This window comes from Gemmatimonas sp., assembly GCF_021298855.1.
Classification (GTDB): Bacteria; Gemmatimonadota; Gemmatimonadetes; order Gemmatimonadales; family Gemmatimonadaceae; genus Gemmatimonas.
Genome location: NZ_JAJTHI010000020.1, coordinates 58729 through 76121, shown reverse-complemented (window position 1 = coordinate 76121; position 17393 = coordinate 58729). Strand labels below are relative to the sequence as shown.

17 protein-coding genes are annotated in these 17393 nt (G+C 69.0%); all 17 read left to right on the top strand.

Translation table 11 applies throughout. The features are described from left to right. The first annotated feature begins 10 nt into the window (after nt 1–10). The 17 genes from LW840_RS07635 to LW840_RS07555 all read left to right on the top strand — a co-directional run bounded on the left by LW840_RS07635 (nt 11) and on the right by LW840_RS07555 (nt 17383). On the top strand, nt 11–2173 hold the full coding sequence (locus LW840_RS07635; RefSeq protein ID WP_291268100.1) for a protein kinase: 2163 nt from the start codon (nt 11–13) through the stop codon (nt 2171–2173). A gap of 95 nt (nt 2174–2268) precedes the next feature. Next, nucleotides 2269–3582, top strand: coding sequence for a CHRD domain-containing protein (locus tag LW840_RS07630; RefSeq protein ID WP_291276746.1), 1314 nt, complete (start codon nt 2269–2271; stop codon nt 3580–3582). Nucleotides 3583–3909: 327 nt separating this feature from the next. Next, nucleotides 3910–5391: a Rieske 2Fe-2S domain-containing protein gene (locus LW840_RS07625; RefSeq protein WP_291268102.1), complete on the top strand. Its 1482-nt coding sequence runs from the start codon at nt 3910–3912 to the stop codon at nt 5389–5391. A 76-nt stretch (nt 5392–5467) separates the two neighbouring features. Further along, nucleotides 5468–5767, top strand: coding sequence for a hypothetical protein (locus LW840_RS07620; protein ID WP_291261595.1), 300 nt, complete (start codon nt 5468–5470; stop codon nt 5765–5767). Between the two features lie 66 nt (nt 5768–5833). Then, nucleotides 5834–7486: an arginine--tRNA ligase gene (argS, locus tag LW840_RS07615; protein WP_291276745.1), complete on the top strand. Its 1653-nt coding sequence runs from the start codon at nt 5834–5836 to the stop codon at nt 7484–7486. 2 nt (nt 7487–7488) lie between these two features. Beyond that, the gene (locus LW840_RS07610) at nt 7489–8427 is read left to right on the top strand and encodes a PfkB family carbohydrate kinase (RefSeq protein ID WP_291276744.1); all 939 of its coding nucleotides are present in this window, start codon (nt 7489–7491) and stop codon (nt 8425–8427) included. After that, on the top strand, nt 8424–9479 hold the full coding sequence (purM, locus tag LW840_RS07605; RefSeq protein WP_291261598.1) for a phosphoribosylformylglycinamidine cyclo-ligase: 1056 nt from the start codon (nt 8424–8426) through the stop codon (nt 9477–9479). Before LW840_RS07610 ends, purM begins: the two co-directional genes overlap by 4 nt. Beyond that, nucleotides 9479–10498, top strand: a complete 1020-nt coding sequence (locus tag LW840_RS07600; protein WP_291268105.1) for a hypothetical protein — start codon at nt 9479–9481, stop codon at nt 10496–10498. The genes purM and LW840_RS07600 overlap by 1 nt, the downstream gene beginning before the upstream one ends. A gap of 64 nt (nt 10499–10562) precedes the next feature. After that, nucleotides 10563–11630 (top strand): bifunctional diaminohydroxyphosphoribosylaminopyrimidine deaminase/5-amino-6-(5-phosphoribosylamino)uracil reductase RibD, encoded by a 1068-nt coding sequence (gene ribD / locus LW840_RS07595; protein WP_291276743.1) that lies wholly within the window; start codon nt 10563–10565, stop codon nt 11628–11630. 7 nt (nt 11631–11637) lie between these two features. Further along, on the top strand, nt 11638–12291 hold the full coding sequence (locus LW840_RS07590; RefSeq protein ID WP_291276742.1) for a riboflavin synthase: 654 nt from the start codon (nt 11638–11640) through the stop codon (nt 12289–12291). Next, complete coding sequence (locus LW840_RS07585; protein ID WP_291261602.1) at nt 12288–13532, top strand: bifunctional 3,4-dihydroxy-2-butanone-4-phosphate synthase/GTP cyclohydrolase II; 1245 nt, start codon at nt 12288–12290, stop codon at nt 13530–13532. Before LW840_RS07590 ends, LW840_RS07585 begins: the two co-directional genes overlap by 4 nt. 7 nt (nt 13533–13539) lie before the next feature. Further along, nucleotides 13540–14034 (top strand): 6,7-dimethyl-8-ribityllumazine synthase, encoded by a 495-nt coding sequence (gene ribH, locus LW840_RS07580; protein ID WP_291261603.1) that lies wholly within the window; start codon nt 13540–13542, stop codon nt 14032–14034. Beyond that, complete coding sequence (gene nusB / locus LW840_RS07575; RefSeq protein ID WP_291261604.1) at nt 14031–14543, top strand: transcription antitermination factor NusB; 513 nt, start codon at nt 14031–14033, stop codon at nt 14541–14543. The genes ribH and nusB overlap by 4 nt, the downstream gene beginning before the upstream one ends. Further along, nucleotides 14540–15688, top strand: coding sequence for a glycosyltransferase family 4 protein (locus tag LW840_RS07570; RefSeq protein WP_291276741.1), 1149 nt, complete (start codon nt 14540–14542; stop codon nt 15686–15688). Before nusB ends, LW840_RS07570 begins: the two co-directional genes overlap by 4 nt. Further along, the gene (locus LW840_RS07565; protein ID WP_291261606.1) at nt 15688–15999 is read left to right on the top strand and encodes an HPF/RaiA family ribosome-associated protein; all 312 of its coding nucleotides are present in this window, start codon (nt 15688–15690) and stop codon (nt 15997–15999) included. Before LW840_RS07570 ends, LW840_RS07565 begins: the two co-directional genes overlap by 1 nt. Next, complete coding sequence (gene hprK / locus LW840_RS07560) at nt 15996–16970, top strand: HPr(Ser) kinase/phosphatase (protein ID WP_291261607.1); 975 nt, start codon at nt 15996–15998, stop codon at nt 16968–16970. Before LW840_RS07565 ends, hprK begins: the two co-directional genes overlap by 4 nt. Continuing rightward, on the top strand, nt 16970–17383 hold the full coding sequence (locus LW840_RS07555) for a hypothetical protein (RefSeq protein WP_291261608.1): 414 nt from the start codon (nt 16970–16972) through the stop codon (nt 17381–17383). Before hprK ends, LW840_RS07555 begins: the two co-directional genes overlap by 1 nt. Nucleotides 17384–17393 lie beyond the last annotated feature (10 nt).

Here is a 17393-nt window from a genome sequence, read left to right as displayed (position 1 = left end):
GCGTCGTGTCGTGTCCCTGCCATGGCACCGCTTGTCGTGGCGTGTGTTCACCGGTACCGCCGGGTTGGTGGTGGTCCTGCTCGCGATCGTGCTTGGCGTGGCCACCGCGGGTGCGCGACGCGCCGCGCGGAACTCGGCGCGCCAGTCGCTCGAGCAGTCGGCCGATCTGGTTGCCCAGCTGCTTGCCGGCCGCGGCCGCAGTCTCGGCGGCGGGGCGCGGGTGTTCGTGCAGGGCCCGTACTTCCGCACACTCGTCGCCGAACGCCGACGCGATGACATTCTCGATCAGACGTTCGAAGCCGCCGAGCAGCTCGAGGCGTCGTGGGTGTTCATTACCGACGACACCGGCAATCTCATCGCCAAGTCGGACGAGCCCTCGGCGTTTGGCGAGCCCATGGCGCGCGTTCCCCTCGTATCGGCGGCACTCCGCGGGCAGATCACCACCGGCTTCGGCGGGTCGGGGGACTCGTTGCTCTTTCAGGCCACGGCCGTTCCCATTGCTGCTCCGGGAGGTCGGCCCTTTGGCGTACTGGTCGCGACCCGGGTGCTCGACAGCCTGACGGCGGCCGACATTGCGCTCGCCACCAATCAGGCGCTGATGTTCTTCGTGCTCGACGGCGAGGGGCGCGCGCGCGTGGCTGCCACCAGTCTGGCTGGCGACACGGCGCTTCGCGGCGCCGTGGTGCGCGCGGTCTCCGCCGCCCCGGCCGCGGGCACGCGCGCCCACCAGGAGGTGGTGCACGCCCGGCAGACCTGGATGCTGCATCGCAGCATCCTCGCCACGGCCGGCGGAACTCCCGTTGGCGGGTACGTGGTGCTGCAGGCGACCGAAGAGGCCCTCGCGAGCCTGGGACCGGTTCGGGAATCGCTGCTCCTGGCGGCCGTGATCGGGCTGCTGGGGGCGTTCGGTGCGGCGTGGCTCACGTCGCGCGCGGTGGCCCATCCCGTGTCGGCGATGACGGCGCAGGTGCGGCACGTGGTGGAGCAGGGCGGCGCCTCGGACGGCATGGCCGAGCCGGAACGCCTGAGAGCGCCGTATGCCTCTGCCGAGGTGGAGGCCCTGTCGGCTGCCATCGACGCCCTCGTCATCGAAGCCAATGATCAGGACGTGCTGCGCACGATGCTTGCCGCGCTTCCGGTGGGCGGCACCGACATGCCGCTCCGCCCTACGACGGGGGCGCGCACGCTGGCCTTTCGCCACGCGGCAACGCGCGGCACCATGTGGCGACCGGGGATGCACGTTGCGCAGCGGTATCGGCTCGACGAGGAACTCGGGCGCGGAGAGGCGGGCGTCCTCTTTCGCGCCCGGGACATCGCGCGTGGGGACGTCGTGGCGCTGCGTCTCCTGCGCTCCGGCGGGTTCGACGCGCACGACCGCAGCGACGGCTCGGGGGGCGCCGACGTGGCGGAGGCGCGCGGGTTTCCGCGGGTGGCGCATCGGCATGTCGTTCGCGTTGTCGACATCGGCGAGGCGGAGGGGACCCGTTTCGTCAGTCTCGAGTTCGTGGACGGCGTCTCGCTGGGGCAATTGCTGGCTCGGCACGGCGCGCTGGAGGCTGCGAATGTCGCGGCTCTTGCCCGACAGCTGTTGCGCGGCCTGGCCGCGTTGCACGCGGCCCCGGTGACGCACGGCGGCATCACGTCGCGCCGGGTGCTGGTGTCACGCGCCGGCGTCGTGAAGCTTGACATTACGGGTGCGGGATACGGCGCTCGACGGGTGCACCGGGCGGACACCGCCGACGCGCCGCACCGGGCCATTGGCGGTGCCCGCACGGGCGCCCCGGAGTACATGGCGCCCGAGCTGCTCATCGGCGGAGCGCCCGGCCCCGCGTCGGACCTCTACGCGACCGGGGTGGTGCTGTTCGAATGCCTCACCGGACACACGCCCTTCGCGTCGCAGTCTCCCCTCGAGCTGCTGGGCAGCAAGCTGGCGGGTTCGCCGTCGTCGTCGGGGTTCGCCGACGGCGTCAGCGTCGATACGCCCGTCCACCAGCACGGGCACGCGGCGCCGCCCCCGGTCCCGCGACGCCCGGGGGCGTCGCCGAGGCACGCCGAGTTGCTGGCGCTCGTGGAGCGCATGATGCACCCCGATCCCGAGCGGCGGTTCGGGACGGCGCTCGAGGCGCTCGAGGCCTGGGTACGGGTCGGGCGCCTCTCGGCCGTCATCCGGTGATCGCCGCTGATCGGGAATAGTCCGCCCGGTCATCCGGTCTGTACGCCGGCTCGACGCATGATGCGTCACGCTTCCACTCAACCGGAGAGGTCGGGATGCCGTCACCAGTTTCGCAGGCCGCGCGCTCGTGCGCCGTCGTCCTCACCGGCCTCGCCGCGGCGTGCGGCGGCGGCGGTGAGGGAACCACCACGTCGGCGCCCGTGCTGGCAACCGTGAGCGTTACCGCCGCCTCCAGCGGCCCCATGGTGAGCGTGGGAGACACGCGCGGGCTCACCGCCGCTGTGGCCGACACGAAGGGCGCGAGCATCGCGGGGGCGACGGTCGCGTGGACCACCAGTGATGCGAGCGTCGCGACCGTGGCCGGCAGCGGCACGACGGCCACGGTCACGGCGACCGGTAACGGCAGCGCCACCATCACCGCGACCAGCGGCAGCGCCCGCGGCACGGTGGCGATCGACGTGGCCCAACGGTTTGCACGCGTCACCGCCACGGTCGGCGCTGCCAGCATGGCGATCGGGGCCACGAGTCCCCTCACGGTCACGGCGCGTGATGGTCGCGGGAATCCCATGGCCGGTACGACGGGCGCCACGTTCTCCACGAGTGATCGCACGAAGGTGCTGGTGGACGCGAGCGGGTCGCTCACCGCCGTGGCACCCGGGGCGGCGGTGATCTCCACGTCACTCACGCGCGATGGGGTCACGGCAACCGCCGCGACCAACGTGACCGTCACGGCACCGGTGGCTGCGGCATCTGCCGCGACGGTGCAGGCCACGGATGCCAACCTGTTCACGCCGCCCACCATCAATGTGGCGCAGGGGGGCACCGTCACGTGGACGTTCGGCGGCATCAGCCACAACGTGATCTTCCAGGCGACCGGCGCCCCGGGCAATATCGGCGTGACCTCGGGCACATCGGCGCAGCGCGTGTTCGAAACACTCGGGACGTATCCGTACGCCTGCACCTTGCACGCCGGAATGACGGGCACGGTCAATGTGATCGCCAGCGCGCTCTTCACGCAGATGAACGGCGCCAATGAGCGCCCGAACCCGGTGAGCAGCTCCGCCAATGGGGCCGCGGTCTTCACGCGGAGCGGTGCGAGCATGAACTACGTGGTGACCTACCAGGGTATCGCCAGCAACCCGACCGGCATGCACATCCACGGACCCGCCGGCCCCAACAACAACGCGGGCATTCTGGTTGACCTCATGCGGACGCCGCTGACCGGCACGAGTGGTGTCCTGACGGGATCATTCACGGCGGCGGACATTCGCGGGGTGGGCGGTCAGCCGCCCATCTCCCTCGACTCCCTGTCGTCGTTGCTCCGCAACGGTCAGGGCTACGTGAACGTGCACTCGTCGCAGTTCCCCGCGGGCGAGATTCGCGGGCAACTCGGACCGCCGCCCGCCTGAGGGCGGACGGGGGCGCCGGGGCAGGGCCCGCCGGAAACCGCAGCGCATGACCGTGGCGTCCGCGCGACCCGCAACCCGACCCCCACGCCGGCACCGTGGGATGCCCTGGGTGCGGCAAGCCGGCCACACGCCCTGGTGGTATCTTGCCCCATCCGACCGGATCGAGCGGGCCACGCGTCACCACGCGAGCCGTGGCGCGCACGATCGGGGGCCCCTCGCCAAGGTGGGGCACGTTCCGCGGTGTGCCGCCGTAGGCGTCGGGAGGAGATGGGGACATCATTCCACCCCCGTCACCGCTTTGCCGCCACGATTCAACCCGGTGCTCCCATGACGCTGCCGCACGACCGCGCATCGCTTCTGTTGGACACGTCGGATTCCCCGGTCGGTGGCTGCGCCGGCTGCGGCAGGGTCGACCGTCGGCAGTTCCTGGCGTCAGCCTCGGTCCTGTCGCTGGGCGCCCTGGTCACGGCGTGCGGCGACGGTGTGATTGGCGGACCGGAAACGATTCCCCCGTTCCCGGACGAGCCGTTCATCGTCGACCCGCGGCAGGTCACGGCCCTCCAGACGGTGGGCGGACGCACGGTGGTGCAGCGGGGCCTCTCGGCACCCGTGCTGGTGGAGCGGAGGGCGACCGCGCAGTATCGCGCCTGGTCCCTGAGCTGTCCGCACCGCGGCACCATCGTGACCGTCGAACCGGGCGGCTTCCGCTGTCCCAACCACGGGGCGGTGTTCGACGCGGACGGCGTGTGGCTATCCGGCCAGGGCACGGCCGACCTCGCCGCCGTGGGCGTCCGGCTCAACGCCGACGGCACTCTCCTGGTGGGAGGGGCTCCGCTGCCTCCGGCGCTCACGGTCAGCGCCGCCTCGCTCGCGTTCACGACCACCACCACGGCTGCGGCCGATCCCGCCGCGCAGACGGTGACCATCAGCAACACCGGCGGGGGCGTCCTGACCTCGCTCACGGCCGATGTCGCCTATGCCGCCAACCAGCCCACCGGCTGGCTCACCGTACAGCTCTCGGCTGCGACTGCGCCCGCCACCCTCACGCTGTCCGCGCGCCGAGGCACCCTGCCCGCAGGCACCTACAGCGCCAGCGTCACGCTGAATGCCCCGGGGAACAGTAGCGGTGCGCGATCGGTGGCCGTGGTGCTGGTGGTTCAGAGCGCGGGAAGCCCGGCCAGTCTGGTGCTGTCGGCCGCCACGGTCGCGCTCTCCCTGCCAGTGGGCAGCCAAAGCGATCTGCAGGTCGTCCAGGTCAGTACGGCCGGGGGGGGCGCCCTCACCGGACTCAGCGCCCAGATCGCGTACGGTCCGGGTAGTGCCACTGGCTGGCTGACCGTGGCGCTGAGTGCCACGACGACCCCGGCCGTGGTCACGTTGCGTGGCACGGCCACCGGCCTCGCTGCCGGCACGTACACGGCCCAGGTGACCATTTCCGCGACTGGTGTGTCGTCACGCACCCTGACTGTCAGCCTCACCATCACCCCGCTCGGGCTGGTGGTCACCCTGAGCGCATGGCCGGCGCTGGCCAATGTGGGCGGGGTGGCGGGGAGCGTGGGCACTCTCAACACCACGCCCGTGGCCGTCGTCCGCACGAGTGCCACCAGCTTCTCGGCCTTCTCGATGATCTGTCCGCATGCCGGAACACGCATCAACGTGGTCAACGGCGCCAGTTTCCGGTGCCCCAACCACGGGGCGCTGTTCGACAGCGCGGGCAACAATCTCCCGTCGTCGCCCCAGCGTACGAGCAACCTCACCCGCCTCACGGTTACCTACACACCCGGGGCCTCCACACTGCTCGTATCCTGACGCCGCCAGCCGTTGAACCCGTTCCCCGAACTGGCTACCTTTAGAGGCTGTTTGACCTCAGCCAACTTTCGTAGCCATGCCAACTTACGAATTTCGCGCGCCCGACGGTTCCGTCATCGAGCGGATCTACAAGATCAGCGAAGTCCCTGATGCCGTCACCCTCGAGGACGGCAGCGTGGCCACGCGCATCATCTCGGGTGGTGCCGGGCTGCTGTTCAAGGGATCCGGGTTCTACATCACCGACTACGGCAAGGACGGCAAGAAGGATCAGCGTCCCGCGTCGTCCAGTGAGACCAAGAGCGACACCAAGAGCGAGTCCAAGAGCGACGCCAAGCCGGCGGCGCCCTCGGCCCCCTCGGCGCCCAAGGCCGACTGATCACGGCGGTCGTGCACCGGACCGTGCACGGCGGCCGTGTGCCGTTTTTCTCCTTCTGACCACCACGTGACCCACGCCGACGCCCTGCGCGCCGAACTCGCGCGCGCGGCGCGCACTCTCGGTGCGCCCGACGACGTTTCCCCCATCCTCGAGCGGCCGCGTGATCCGGCGTTCGGCGACTGGGCCACCACCTTGGCCATGACCCTGGCCAAGCCGCTCGGCAAGAAGCCGCGCGACATTGCCGAGGCCCTCATCGCGGCGCTCGATCGGCCACGTGTGGGCATCGTGTCGGCGGAGATTGCCGGCCCGGGGTTCATCAACAGCCGTCTCGATCCCGGCTATCAGGCGCGCGGGCTCCTGCAGATCCTGGCGGCGCCGGAGCAGTGGGGCCGCCTCGACATCGGCCACCAGCGGCGGGTGTGCGTGGAATTCGTGTCGGCCAATCCCACCGGGCCGCTCCACGTGGGCCACGGCCGGCAGGCCGCTCTCGGCGACGCCATCAGCACGCTGCTCGAGTGGACGGGCTGGAAGGTCGATCGCGAGTTCTACTACAACGATGCCGGCGCGCAGATCGCCAATCTGGCGAAGAGCACGCAGGCCCGCGTACGGGAGCTCGCCGGACACCCGCTCGCGATTCCCGAGGGCGGGTATCACGGCGCGTACATCGCCGAGATCGCCGAGCGCTACGTGCAGCAGCACCCCGACGACCGTGACGGCAACGACCTCGATGCGCTGCGGCAGTTCGCGGTGGCGGCGCTGCGTCACGAGCAGGACCTCGACCTGCAGGCGTTCGGCGTGAAGTTCGACACGTACTACCTCGAAAGTTCGCTCTACACCGACGGGCGCGTGGAGCAGACCGTCGAGGCGCTCAAGGCCAGCGGCCACACGTTCGAGGAAGACGGCGCGCTGTTCCTGCGCACCACCACCTTCGGGGACGACAAGGACCGCGTGATGAAGAAGAGCGCGGCCAAGGGGGGCGATTACACGTACTTCGTCCCCGACGTGGCGTACCATGTGACCAAGTGGGAGCGTGGGTACACCCGCGCCATCAATGTGCAGGGGGCCGACCATCACAGCACCACCACCCGGGTACGCGCCGGGCTGCAGGCGCTGGGCATTGGCATTCCGCAGGGATACCCCGACTACGTGCTGCACCAGATGGTGACGGTCATGAAGGGCGGCGAGGAGGTGAAGATCTCCAAGCGCGCCGGGTCGTACGTCACCGTGCGCGATCTCATCGACGAGGTGGGACGCGATGCCGTGCGCTACTTCTACCTCATGCGCAAGGGCGACTCCCAGCTCGTGTTCGACGTGGACCTCGCGCGCAGCCAGTCGGAAGAGAACCCGGTGTACTACATCCAGATGGCGCACGCCCGCATGTGCGGCATCTTCCGCGTGGGCGAAATCCAGGCCGCGACCGTCACCGGCGATGGTGTGGATCTGGGCGTGCTCAAGGAGCCGGCCGAGCAGGAGCTCGTGAAGCAGCTGCTCGATTTTCCCGCCATGGTGAAGGGCGCGGCAGACAACCTCGAACCGCACCGCATTGCCGGGTGGCTGCTCGAAACGGCACGCGCCGCGCACACCTGGTACCACAAGCATCATGTCCTCGGTGAGCCCGAGGCCATCACCAACGCGCGGCTCGTGCTGGCGCGCGCCTCGCAGCTCGGCATTGCCGCCGGGCTGCGCATTCTCGGACTGTCGGCGCCGGAGCGCATGTGAGCGTGGCTGCAACCAGCATCAAGAACCCCGTACTCGTGGTGGGGTCGGTGGCCCTCGATTCGGTCGAGACCCCGTTCGGCAAGGCGGACGAGGTGCTTGGTGGGTCCGGCACGTACTTCTCGTCGTCGGCGTCGCACTTCACGCCGGTGCAGCTCGTGGGGGTCGTGGGTGACGACTACCCCGTGGCCAAGCTCGACCCGCTGGCCGCGCGTGGCGTGGATCTCGCGGGTCTCGAGAAGGCCGCCGGTACCAGCTTCCGCTGGCGGGGCCGGTATCGGCACGATCTCAATGCGGCCGAAACGCTGGAAACGCATCTGGGGGTGTTCTCGCACTTCCGCCCCAAGATCCCCGATCAGTTCAAGCGCTCGCCGTTCGTCTTCCTCGCCAACATCGATCCGCGCCTGCAGTTGCAGGTGCTCGAGCAGGTGGAGAAGCCGCGCCTGGTGGCCTGCGACACCATGAACTTCTGGATCGAATCCCGCCGCCCCGAGCTCGTGGAGCTGCTTGGCCACGTGGATCTCATCACCCTCAACGACGCCGAGGCGCGCCAGCTCACGGAGCACACCAATCTCGTGCAGGCCGCGCGCTGGATCATGGACAAGGGCCCCACGCACGTGCTCATCAAAAAGGGCGAGCACGGGGCCTTCATGTTCACGCGTGAGAGCATCTTCTTCGCGCCCGCGTACCCGCTGGAGAGCGTGTTCGATCCCACGGGCGCCGGCGACTCGTTTGCCGGAGGCTTCATCGGCTATCTCGCCGCCACCGGAGACCTGAGCGACCAGAACATGCGGCGCGCTGTCGTGGTGGGCTCCGCCATGGGGTCCTTCGCCGTCGAGAAGTTCTCGAATGCGCGCCTGCTCGAGATCACGCGCGCCGACATCGACGCGCGCGTGCAGGAGTTCCGTCAGCTGGTGGCCTTCGACACGGAGCTTGGCGCATGAGCCAGGCACCGAGGCATATGCCGCTCGACTACCGCAGTGCCGGCGTCGACATCGAGGCCGCGGACGATGCCAAGCATCGCCTGGCCACCCTGGTGCAGAGCACCATGACCGCCGGGGCGCGCGGCGCGTTTGGCGGCTTCGGTGGCATGTTCCGGGTGCCCGAGGGGTACAAGGCGCCGCTGCTCGTGGCCAGCGCCGATGGCGTGGGCACCAAGATCAAGATCGCCATCGAAGCCGGTCGCCACGATACCATTGGGCACTGTCTGGTGAACCATTGCACCAACGACATTCTCGTGCAGGGGGCGGTGCCGCTCTACTTCCTCGACTACGTGGCCTTCGGCAAGCTCGAGCCGCCCGTGGTGGAAGGGGTCGTGGCTGGCGTTGCCGCGGGGTGCCGCGAGAACGCCTGTGCGCTCATCGGCGGGGAGACGGCCGAGATGCCCGGGGTGTACACGCCCCCCGATTACGACCTGGCCGGCTTCATTACCGGCATCGTGGAAGAGGAGGCGGTGCTGGGGAGCGCCCGCGTGCAGCAGGGCGATGTGCTGGTGGCGCTCGGCGGCAACGGGCTGCACACCAACGGCTATTCGCTGGCGCGTCGCATCATCAGCGAGCGCCTGCAGCTGGGCGTGCACGACGTCTTCCCCGACGCGAACGGCGCCACGGTCGCCGACGTGATGCTCAAGGTGCACCGCTCGTACCTGCAGTGCCTCCGGCCCGTGCTCGGGCACATCCACGCCATGGCGCACATCACCGGTGGTGGCCTGCCGGGCAATCTCAACCGGGCCCTCCCCGAAACACTCGATGCCGACGTGGATACGTCCACGTGGACCGTCCCCAGCGAGTTCCGGGTACTCGCAGAGGCGGGGCAGGTGGCCTCGCTCGAGATGTTCCGGGCCTTCAACATGGGGGTGGGCATGGTCGTCATCACCGCCGCCGACAACGTGTCGCACATTACGTCGCGTGCCGCGGCGTGTGGCATGGCGGCCTGGGAACTGGGTGCCGTCGTGCCCGGCACCGGCCGCGTACGGCTCGATGGGCAGGTCACCTGATGCGGGGCGCGCGCAGGGCTGCGGTGGCCGCGCTGGTGCTGGTGTCGGCAACGCCCGCAGGCGTGCGTGAACTCGGGGCGCAGACCACCGCCGGTACCTGCGCCACAGCCAATATCGGCGGATTCAGCGGGGAGGACGCGTGCGTCAAGGCGCGCGACATCTTCGCCTTCGTCATGCCGCAGGTCGGGGTGGCGTTGTCCGGCGGCAACCCCGTGCTTGGGGAGGGCGGCACCCTTGGTGGATGGGGGAAGCGCGCGCTTTCCCTGCGCGTCACGGCCGTCGATGGTCGCGTGCCGGCCAACGCGGTGCCCATCCGCCTCACAGGGGCGGCACGTTCCAACCTCGGGGCGAGTCGGGTACCGGTGCCGGTACCTTCGGTCGATGCGGCGATTGGTCTCTTCGCCGGCCTCCCCGCCGGTCTCACCAACATTGGCGGGGTGGACGTGCTGCTCGGCGCCACCTATCTGCCCGACGTGACCGAGAACGGCTTCTCGGTGGCCCCGCAGACGTCCAGCGTGGCCTTGTCGTATGGCATACGCGTTGGCGCCCTGCAGGAGTCGTGGCTCGTGCCGGGGGTGAGCGTCAGCTACATGCGACGCCGGTTGCCCACCACCGCGTTGGGATACACGGCGGGCAACGACTCCATCAGCGTGCGCAATCTCGCGGCAACGTCGAACAGCCTGCGGGTGGTCGCCAGCAAACGCGTGGCGATCTTCGGATTTGCCGCCGGTGTGGGGCGTGACCAGATCGAAAACACCGCGGGCGTGGAGGCGGTGGTGAACGAAACGGTGCTCAATCAGCAAACACGCGCGTTGGTCTCCCTTTTCGGGCTGCGCAACGCGGTCACGCGCAACAGCGCCTTCGCGAATGTGTCGCTGGGGCTCGGGCTGGCGCGGCTGGTGGCCGAATTTGGCTGGTCCGGTGCCGGCAACGCCGATCCGACTACCAACACCTTCGGCGGCCGCGCCGCCAACGAAGGCTATCGTTTCGGGTCGCTTGGGCTCACGGTCCGGTTCTGATATCGGGCCGGCCGCCGGCCAGAAAGCGCACGTGCCGGGAGCCATACCCGACGACGTGCGCTTCATGCGTCGGGCCCTCGAACTCGCCCAGCGCGGAGCGGGGCAAGTGTGGCCCAATCCCAAGGTGGGCTGCGTGCTCGTGCAGGACGGCGAGATCGTGGGTGAGGGGTGGCATCAGGAGTACGGCGGGCCGCACGCTGAAGTGCACGCGCTGGCCGCCGCCGGCGTACGGGCCCGCGGCGCGACGGCCTACGTGACCCTCGAGCCGTGCAACCACCATGGCAAGACGGGTCCCTGCACGGAGGCGCTGCTCGCCGCCGGTGTGGCCCGCGTGGTCTGCGCCACCCGCGACCCCAATGCCGCGGCGGCCGGTGGGCTCGAGCGTCTCGCCGCCGACGGCGTCCGTGTCGAATCGGGAGTGTGCGAGGCCGACGCACGGGTGCAGAACGCCCCGTTCCTGCATGTGGCGCGCGGAGGCCCGCTGCCCTTCGTGACCCTCAAGCTGGCGGTGTCCGTCGATGGCGCCATCGCGGGCCCTTCCCGCAAGCGGGCCTGGCTCACCGGGCCGGAAAGCCAGGCCGCGGTGCACGCTCTGCGCGCCGAGGCCGACGCCGTGGCGGTGGGCATTGGCACGGCGGTCGCTGACGATCCCGATCTGACCGTGCGCGTCGGGCCGGCACCGCGGGTCATGCCCGCTCGGGTGGTATTCGATCGAACTGCCCGACTGCCTCTCGACAGCCGCCTCGTGCGCACGGCCCGGGAGGTACCGGTGTACGCCATCACGGCCCCGGGCGCCGCCCCGTTGGACCGGCTACGCGCCCTGGAGGCCGCCGGCGTGATCCTGCATGACGCCACGAATCTCACCGCCGCCCTGTGCCGTCTGCGAAAGCCCAACGGTATCTCGCACCTTTTCGTGGAGGGGGGCGCCACCCTCGCTTCTGCCCTGTTGGCCGCCGGTCTCGTCCATCACCTGATTATCTTTCAGGCTCCGGTCATTCTGGGGGCGGGGGCCATGCCGGCCTTCGCCGCACTGCCAGGGCGCGAGGCCAACGAGGCCCCGCGCCTCACCGTGCTCGAGCGCCGTGTGTACGGCGCCGACCTGATGACCCGTTACGCTGTTTCCGGAGACTGAGGACAGGATGTTCACGGGGCTCGTGGACGACGTGGGGCTCATTGAGCACGTCGCCGATACGCCGGCCGGGCGCGAATTGCGCATCGCAAGCCGCTACACCGACCTCACCGACGGCGAGAGTATCGCCGTGAACGGCGCCTGTCTCACCGTCCGCGAGCATGGGGTCACATCGCCCGGACACGGCTGGTTCACCGTTGCCGCGGTGGTCACGACCATCGACCGCACCACCATTGGCGGCTGGTGTGCCGGTGACCGCGTCAACCTCGAGCGCGCCATGGCGCTCGGCGATCGGCTGGGCGGGCACCTGGTGCTCGGCCACGTCGACGGGCTCGGGCGGGTGCTCGCCACCCGGGACGCCGGCGATGCCTGGCTCGTCGATCTGGAATTGCCCCCGTCCATGCAGCGGCTCATGGTCGACAAGGGGTCAGTGACGGTGAACGGCGTGAGCCTCACCGTGAACGAACTGCTCCCCACCGGGGTGCAGCTGTCCATTATCGAATACACGCGCCGCCACACCACCCTCGGCACGCTGGTGCCGGGCATGGCGGCGCATGTGGAAGCCGATGTGCTGGCCAAGCACGTCGAACGTCTGTTGTCGCCGTGGCTGCGCTCCCCTGGTGCCCACACGCTGGCGACCGCTCTCACGGAGTTGCAGTCATGATGCAGGATACGGAAACAGCGAACACCGACCACGCCGAGCCGGTGTTCGGGACGGTCGAACAGGCCCTGGCCGACATTGCTGCCGGCAAGTTCGTGGTCGTGGCCGACGACGAGGATCGCGAAAACGAGGGAGATCTCGTCTGCGCGGCCCAGCTGGTCACGCCGGAGATGGTGAACTTCATGCTCGAAGCCAAGGGCATGATCTGTCTCGCCATGACCAATGAGTGGGCCGACCGCCTTGGCCTCGAGATGCAGGTGGATCACAACACCGAGGCCATGAGCACCGCCTTCACCGTCAGCATCGACGCCGCGGCGAAGTACGGCGTGAGCACCGGCATCAGCGCCAGTGACCGGGCAACCACCATCCGGGTGGCGGTGGACCCCAGTGCCACCCGTGCCGACCTGCGCGTGCCGGGACACATTCATCCGCTGCGTGCGCGCAACGGCGGTGTGCTGCAGCGCGTGGGGCACACCGAGGCCGCCGTGGATATCGCCCGGCTGGCCGGGCTGCGTCCCGCTGGCGTCATTTGCGAGATCCTGAACAAGGACGGCACCACCGCGCGTCGCCCGCAGCTCGAGGTGTACGCCAGGGAGCACGGCCTCACGTTCATCACCATCGCCCAGCTGGTGGCGTATCGGCTCCGCCACGAACGGCTCGTGCATCGCATGGCCGATGCCCGTCTCCCCACCGACTACGGGGATTGGCGCATCGTGGGCTATCGCAACGACGTCGACAACCGGGAGCACATCGCCATTGCCTACGGTGACGTCACCCACGGGGAGGACATCCTCGTGCGCATGCACAGCAAGTGCCTCACCGGCGACGTGTTCCACTCGCGGCGCTGCGATTGCGGCTGGCAGCTGGAAACAGCCATGCAGATGATCCAGACCGAAGGGCGCGGGGTCATCGTGTATCTCGACCAGGAAGGCCGAGGCATTGGCTTGCTCAACAAGCTCAAGGCGTACGAGTTGCAGGACACCGGCGCCGATACGGTCGAGGCCAACGAGCGCCTCGGCTTCGCGCCCGACCTGCGCAACTACGGCATTGGCGCACAGATCCTGCTGGATCTTGGCGTGCGCTCCATCCGCATCCTCACCAACAATCCGCGCAAGCTCGTCGGGCTCGATGGCTATGGCCTCGTGCTGAAGGACCGGGTGCGCATCGAGGCCCCGTCCACGAGTGAGAACGCTTCCTATCTTGAAACCAAGCGAACCAAGCTTGGACACCTCTTCGCCGTCTGAGATCACCGTGGCTGAATTCACCGGAGAGCCGCGCGGCGAAGGACGGCGCATCGTGGTCGTTGCCAGTCGCTTCAACGAAAGCATCACGGTACCCCTTGCCGAGGGGGCCGTGAGCACTCTTGCCGCACGTGGCGTCGCCTTCGACGATATCGACGTGCTCTGGGTGCCGGGGGCGTGGGAGCTGCCCACGGCCGTACGGCGCGCACTCGCCACCGGAAAGTACGATGCGGCCGTGGTCGTTGGCGCCGTGGTGCGCGGCGACACCCCGCACTTCGACTTCGTGGCGGGGGAAGCGTCGCGCGGCCTCATGGACGCATCTCGCGACTTCGAGGTGCCGGTCACCCTCGGACTGCTCACCACCGACACCATGGCACAGGCCGAGGCCCGGGCCGGTGGCGCCCATGGCAACAAGGGGGAAGATGCGGCGCTGGCCGCACTCGAAGTGCTCGACCTGTTCGACCGGGCGTTCCCCGACGAGTCGTTCGGTGAGGAGGACGCATGAGCACGCTCCGCGACGATGAGTTCTGGGATGGACCAACGCAGGAACCGTTGCTCCCCGCGAAGGGGCGGCGCGCTCGCGGAAAGGCCACCAGCAAGACCGAACGGGTGGAGACCCGGGGACGGGCGCGGGCGCTGCAGGCGCTGTACGCGGCCGACCTGCGCGACCAGACGCAACTGCGGCGCATCGCCACGACGGTCTTCGATGACCTCGCCGTGGCCCCCGACGAACGCGCGTTTGCCTCGCGCCTGGTGGCCACGGTGGCCGACCGCGGCGAGCAACTCGACGTCGCCCTCGGTGAGGTCACCAACAACTGGCGGCTGGAACGGTTGGGCGCCATCGAACGGGCGGTGTTGCGGCTCGCCGCCGCCGAGCTGGCGCGCGATGAGGCGCCGGTGAAGGTCGTGCTGCAGGAAGCGGTGCATCTGGCGGAACGCTATGGCACCGAACGCAGCGCCCGCTTCGTGAACGGCGTGCTCGACGCGTACGCGCGCAAGCTCGGCAAGCTGTGAGCGCTGGCAGCAACCCCGGTGGGTCGGAACGCCTGCGCATTGCCGTCGTGAACTGGCAGTGTCGCGACAATCCGCTCGCTGGTGGGGCGGAGATTCATCTGCACGAGATCTTCGGACGGCTGGCCGAGTGGGGCCATGAGGTGGTGTTGCTCTGCGGTGGCTGGCCCGGTTGTCCGCCACGCGCCACGCTTGATGGCATCGAGGTGCACCGCGTGGGAACGCGACAGACGTTCCCCTTTCTGGCGCGGCGGCACTGGCATACGCACCTCGCCGACCGCGGCTTCGATGTCCTGGTGGAAGACATCAACAAGGTGCCGCTGTTTACCCCCACCTGGCGGGTTCCGCGGCTGGTCGCCCTCGTGCCGCATCTCTTTGGTGGCACCGCCTTCCAGGAACTGTCGGCGCCGTTGGCGACCGCCGTCTGGCTCTCCGAGAAGCCGCTCCCGTGGTTCTACCGGGGACGCGATTTCGAGGCCATCAGCCAGAGCACCAAGGATGACCTCGTGCAGCGCGGTATCGCCGCCGAGCGCATTCGCGTCATTTTTCCGGGGATCGATAGCGTCCATTACACGCCCGATCCCTCCTGTCGAGCGGCTCAGCCCGTATTTGCGTATCTGGGTCGCCTGAAGAAGTATAAGGGCGTAGATCTCGTGTTGCGGGCCTTCGCCGCGTGTGGCGTGCCCGATGCCACCCTCGAAGTGGCTGGCGCCGGCGAATTCCGCCCGGAACTCGAGCGCATGGCGGGGACCTTGGGCGTGGCGTCACGGGTACGGTTTCTTGGCCGGATTGACGAGACTGAGAAGTGTGCCCTGCTGCGACGGGCGTGGGCCACCGTTTTCGCTTCACCAAAGGAGGGATGGGGAATCACGAACCTGGAAGCGGCTGCGAGCGGCACCCCGGTGATTGCGTCGAACTCCCCGGGCATCCGCGAGTCCGTGAAGCACGACGAGACCGGATTTCTCGTGCCCCACGGCGACGTGACCGCGATGGCTGCCTGCATGCGGCGCCTCAGCGGCGAGCGGACGCTCGTCGAACGCCTGGGGGCCAATGCACGACGCTTCGCCGAGGGGTTCACCTGGGCGAACGCCGCGAAGGAGACCGAAGCCCACCTCCGCGAGGTGGTGGGAAGGGAGGAAGGTCGCTGATGGAGATCATCCTGCACGCGCACCATGCCGAAGTGTCCGAGACACTTCGCACCCAGGCCGAAACGGCCATCCGCCGCATTGCGACGCGACTGCACAATGTCGCCAACGCCATCGTGCGATTCGTGGGCGATGGGCCCACGCGTCGCGTCGAAATCGTGCTCCGCGGATCCCGACATCGAGAACTCTTCGCCGTCGCCGATGCGCATGCCTTTGCACCGGCACTCTCCACCGCCGTCCATCGACTCGAGAGCCAGGTGGCCCGCGTCCGGCGCTCGCGCCGCGTGCCCCGCGACGGGGATCGTACCGGGTGACACGACGCCTGACCGTCGGCACGCTCTACGAGCGCATGAAGGATGTGCTCGAACTGGAGCTGCTCGGCCCGGCCACCGGTCTCGATCGTGAGATCACGAGCCCCGAGGCGTCCAGCCCGGGGCTCGTCCTCGCCGGATACATCAACCGGTTTCCGTACCAGCGCATCCAGGTGCTCGGCGAAACCGAGATCACCTACCTGCAGTCGATCGACGCCGCCCAGCGCGCCGTCAATCTCGAACAGTTCTTCGGGTTCCCCATCCCGTGCGCCTTCATCACGAAGGCCCTCGAGCCGCCCGAGCCGCTCATGCGGCTGGCCGACGAGGCCGGTGTGACGATGCTGCGCTCGCGCCTCAAGACGGCCGAGTTCTATCGGCTCATCAAGCCGTTCCTCGCCGACCAGTTCGCGCCCACCACCACCATGCACGGGTCACTCGCCGACGTGTACGGCGTGGGGCTCTTCTTCACCGGCAAGAGTGGCATCGGCAAGTCGGAGTGCGTGCTCGATCTCGTCGAACGGGGCCACCGGCTCGTGGCCGACGACCTCGTGTTCGTCTCGCGCCGAGGCAACGACGTGCTCATCGGCAAGGGACACGAGCTGCAGCGGCACTTCATGGAAATCCGCGGCGTGGGGCTGCTCGACATTCCCGCCATCTTCGGCATTCACGCCGTTCGCCAGCAGAAGCGCCTCGAGGTCGTCGTCGTCCTCGAGGAATGGGACGCCGACGCCCAGGTGGATCGCACCGGGCTCGACGTGCAGACGATCGACATCCTCGGCGTGGAGATCCCCAAGATCACCGTGCACCTCAACCCGGGGAAGAACATCACGGTGATTGCCGAGGTGATCGCCATGAACCATCTCCTGCGCTATTATCGCGGATACGACACCGCGACCGCCTTCAACGAACGCCTCATCGGCCAGATGCGCCGACAGTCGGACGTGCAGCGATACTTGCAGGAGGATGACGAGTAGTGACGGATACGCAGCGGACCGTCCCCGTGCGGGGGGTGGTGGCCGGGCATGGCACCTTTGCCAGCGGCATCATCTCGGCGGTCGATCAGATCACCGGGCGCGGCGGACAGTTCTTGGCGATCTCCAACACTGGCCTCTGCCTCGATGACATTCAGGGCGCGCTGGCGCGTGCCCTGGACGAGACGGGGGCGCGCGTGATCTTCACCGACCTGCCGGCCGGCAGCTGCACCATGGCCGTGCGCCGCATGATTCGCGAGCGCCCCGGAGTGCTGCTGGTCACCGGCATCAACCTCTCGCTGCTCCTCGATTTCGCCATGCAGGATGAGGCCGATCCGCTCCAGGCGGTGCAGGGGGCGCTCGATCGCGGGCGCGCGTCCATGACCGCGCACGGCGTACCAGTGCACGGCGCCTGACGGCGCCCCC

Bases quoted from the DNA above. Each gene is read 5' to 3' on its own strand.
- LW840_RS07565 (WP_291261606.1), top strand. From the start codon at position 15,688: ATGGAGATCATCCTGCACGCGCACCATGCCGAAGTGTCCGAGACACTT.
- LW840_RS07625 (WP_291268102.1), top strand. From the start codon at position 3,910: ATGACGCTGCCGCACGACCGCGCATCGCTTCTGTTGGACACGTCGGAT.
- LW840_RS07620 (WP_291261595.1), top strand. From the start codon at position 5,468: ATGCCAACTTACGAATTTCGCGCGCCCGACGGTTCCGTCATCGAGCGG.
- LW840_RS07590 (WP_291276742.1), top strand. From the start codon at position 11,638: ATGTTCACGGGGCTCGTGGACGACGTGGGGCTCATTGAGCACGTCGCC.
- LW840_RS07630 (WP_291276746.1), top strand. From the start codon at position 2,269: ATGCCGTCACCAGTTTCGCAGGCCGCGCGCTCGTGCGCCGTCGTCCTC.
- LW840_RS07600 (WP_291268105.1), top strand. From the start codon at position 9,479: ATGCGGGGCGCGCGCAGGGCTGCGGTGGCCGCGCTGGTGCTGGTGTCG.
- LW840_RS07585 (WP_291261602.1), top strand. From the start codon at position 12,288: ATGATGCAGGATACGGAAACAGCGAACACCGACCACGCCGAGCCGGTG.
- purM (WP_291261598.1), top strand. From the start codon at position 8,424: ATGAGCCAGGCACCGAGGCATATGCCGCTCGACTACCGCAGTGCCGGC.
- nusB (WP_291261604.1), top strand. From the start codon at position 14,031: ATGAGCACGCTCCGCGACGATGAGTTCTGGGATGGACCAACGCAGGAA.
- ribD (WP_291276743.1), top strand. From the start codon at position 10,563: ATGCGTCGGGCCCTCGAACTCGCCCAGCGCGGAGCGGGGCAAGTGTGG.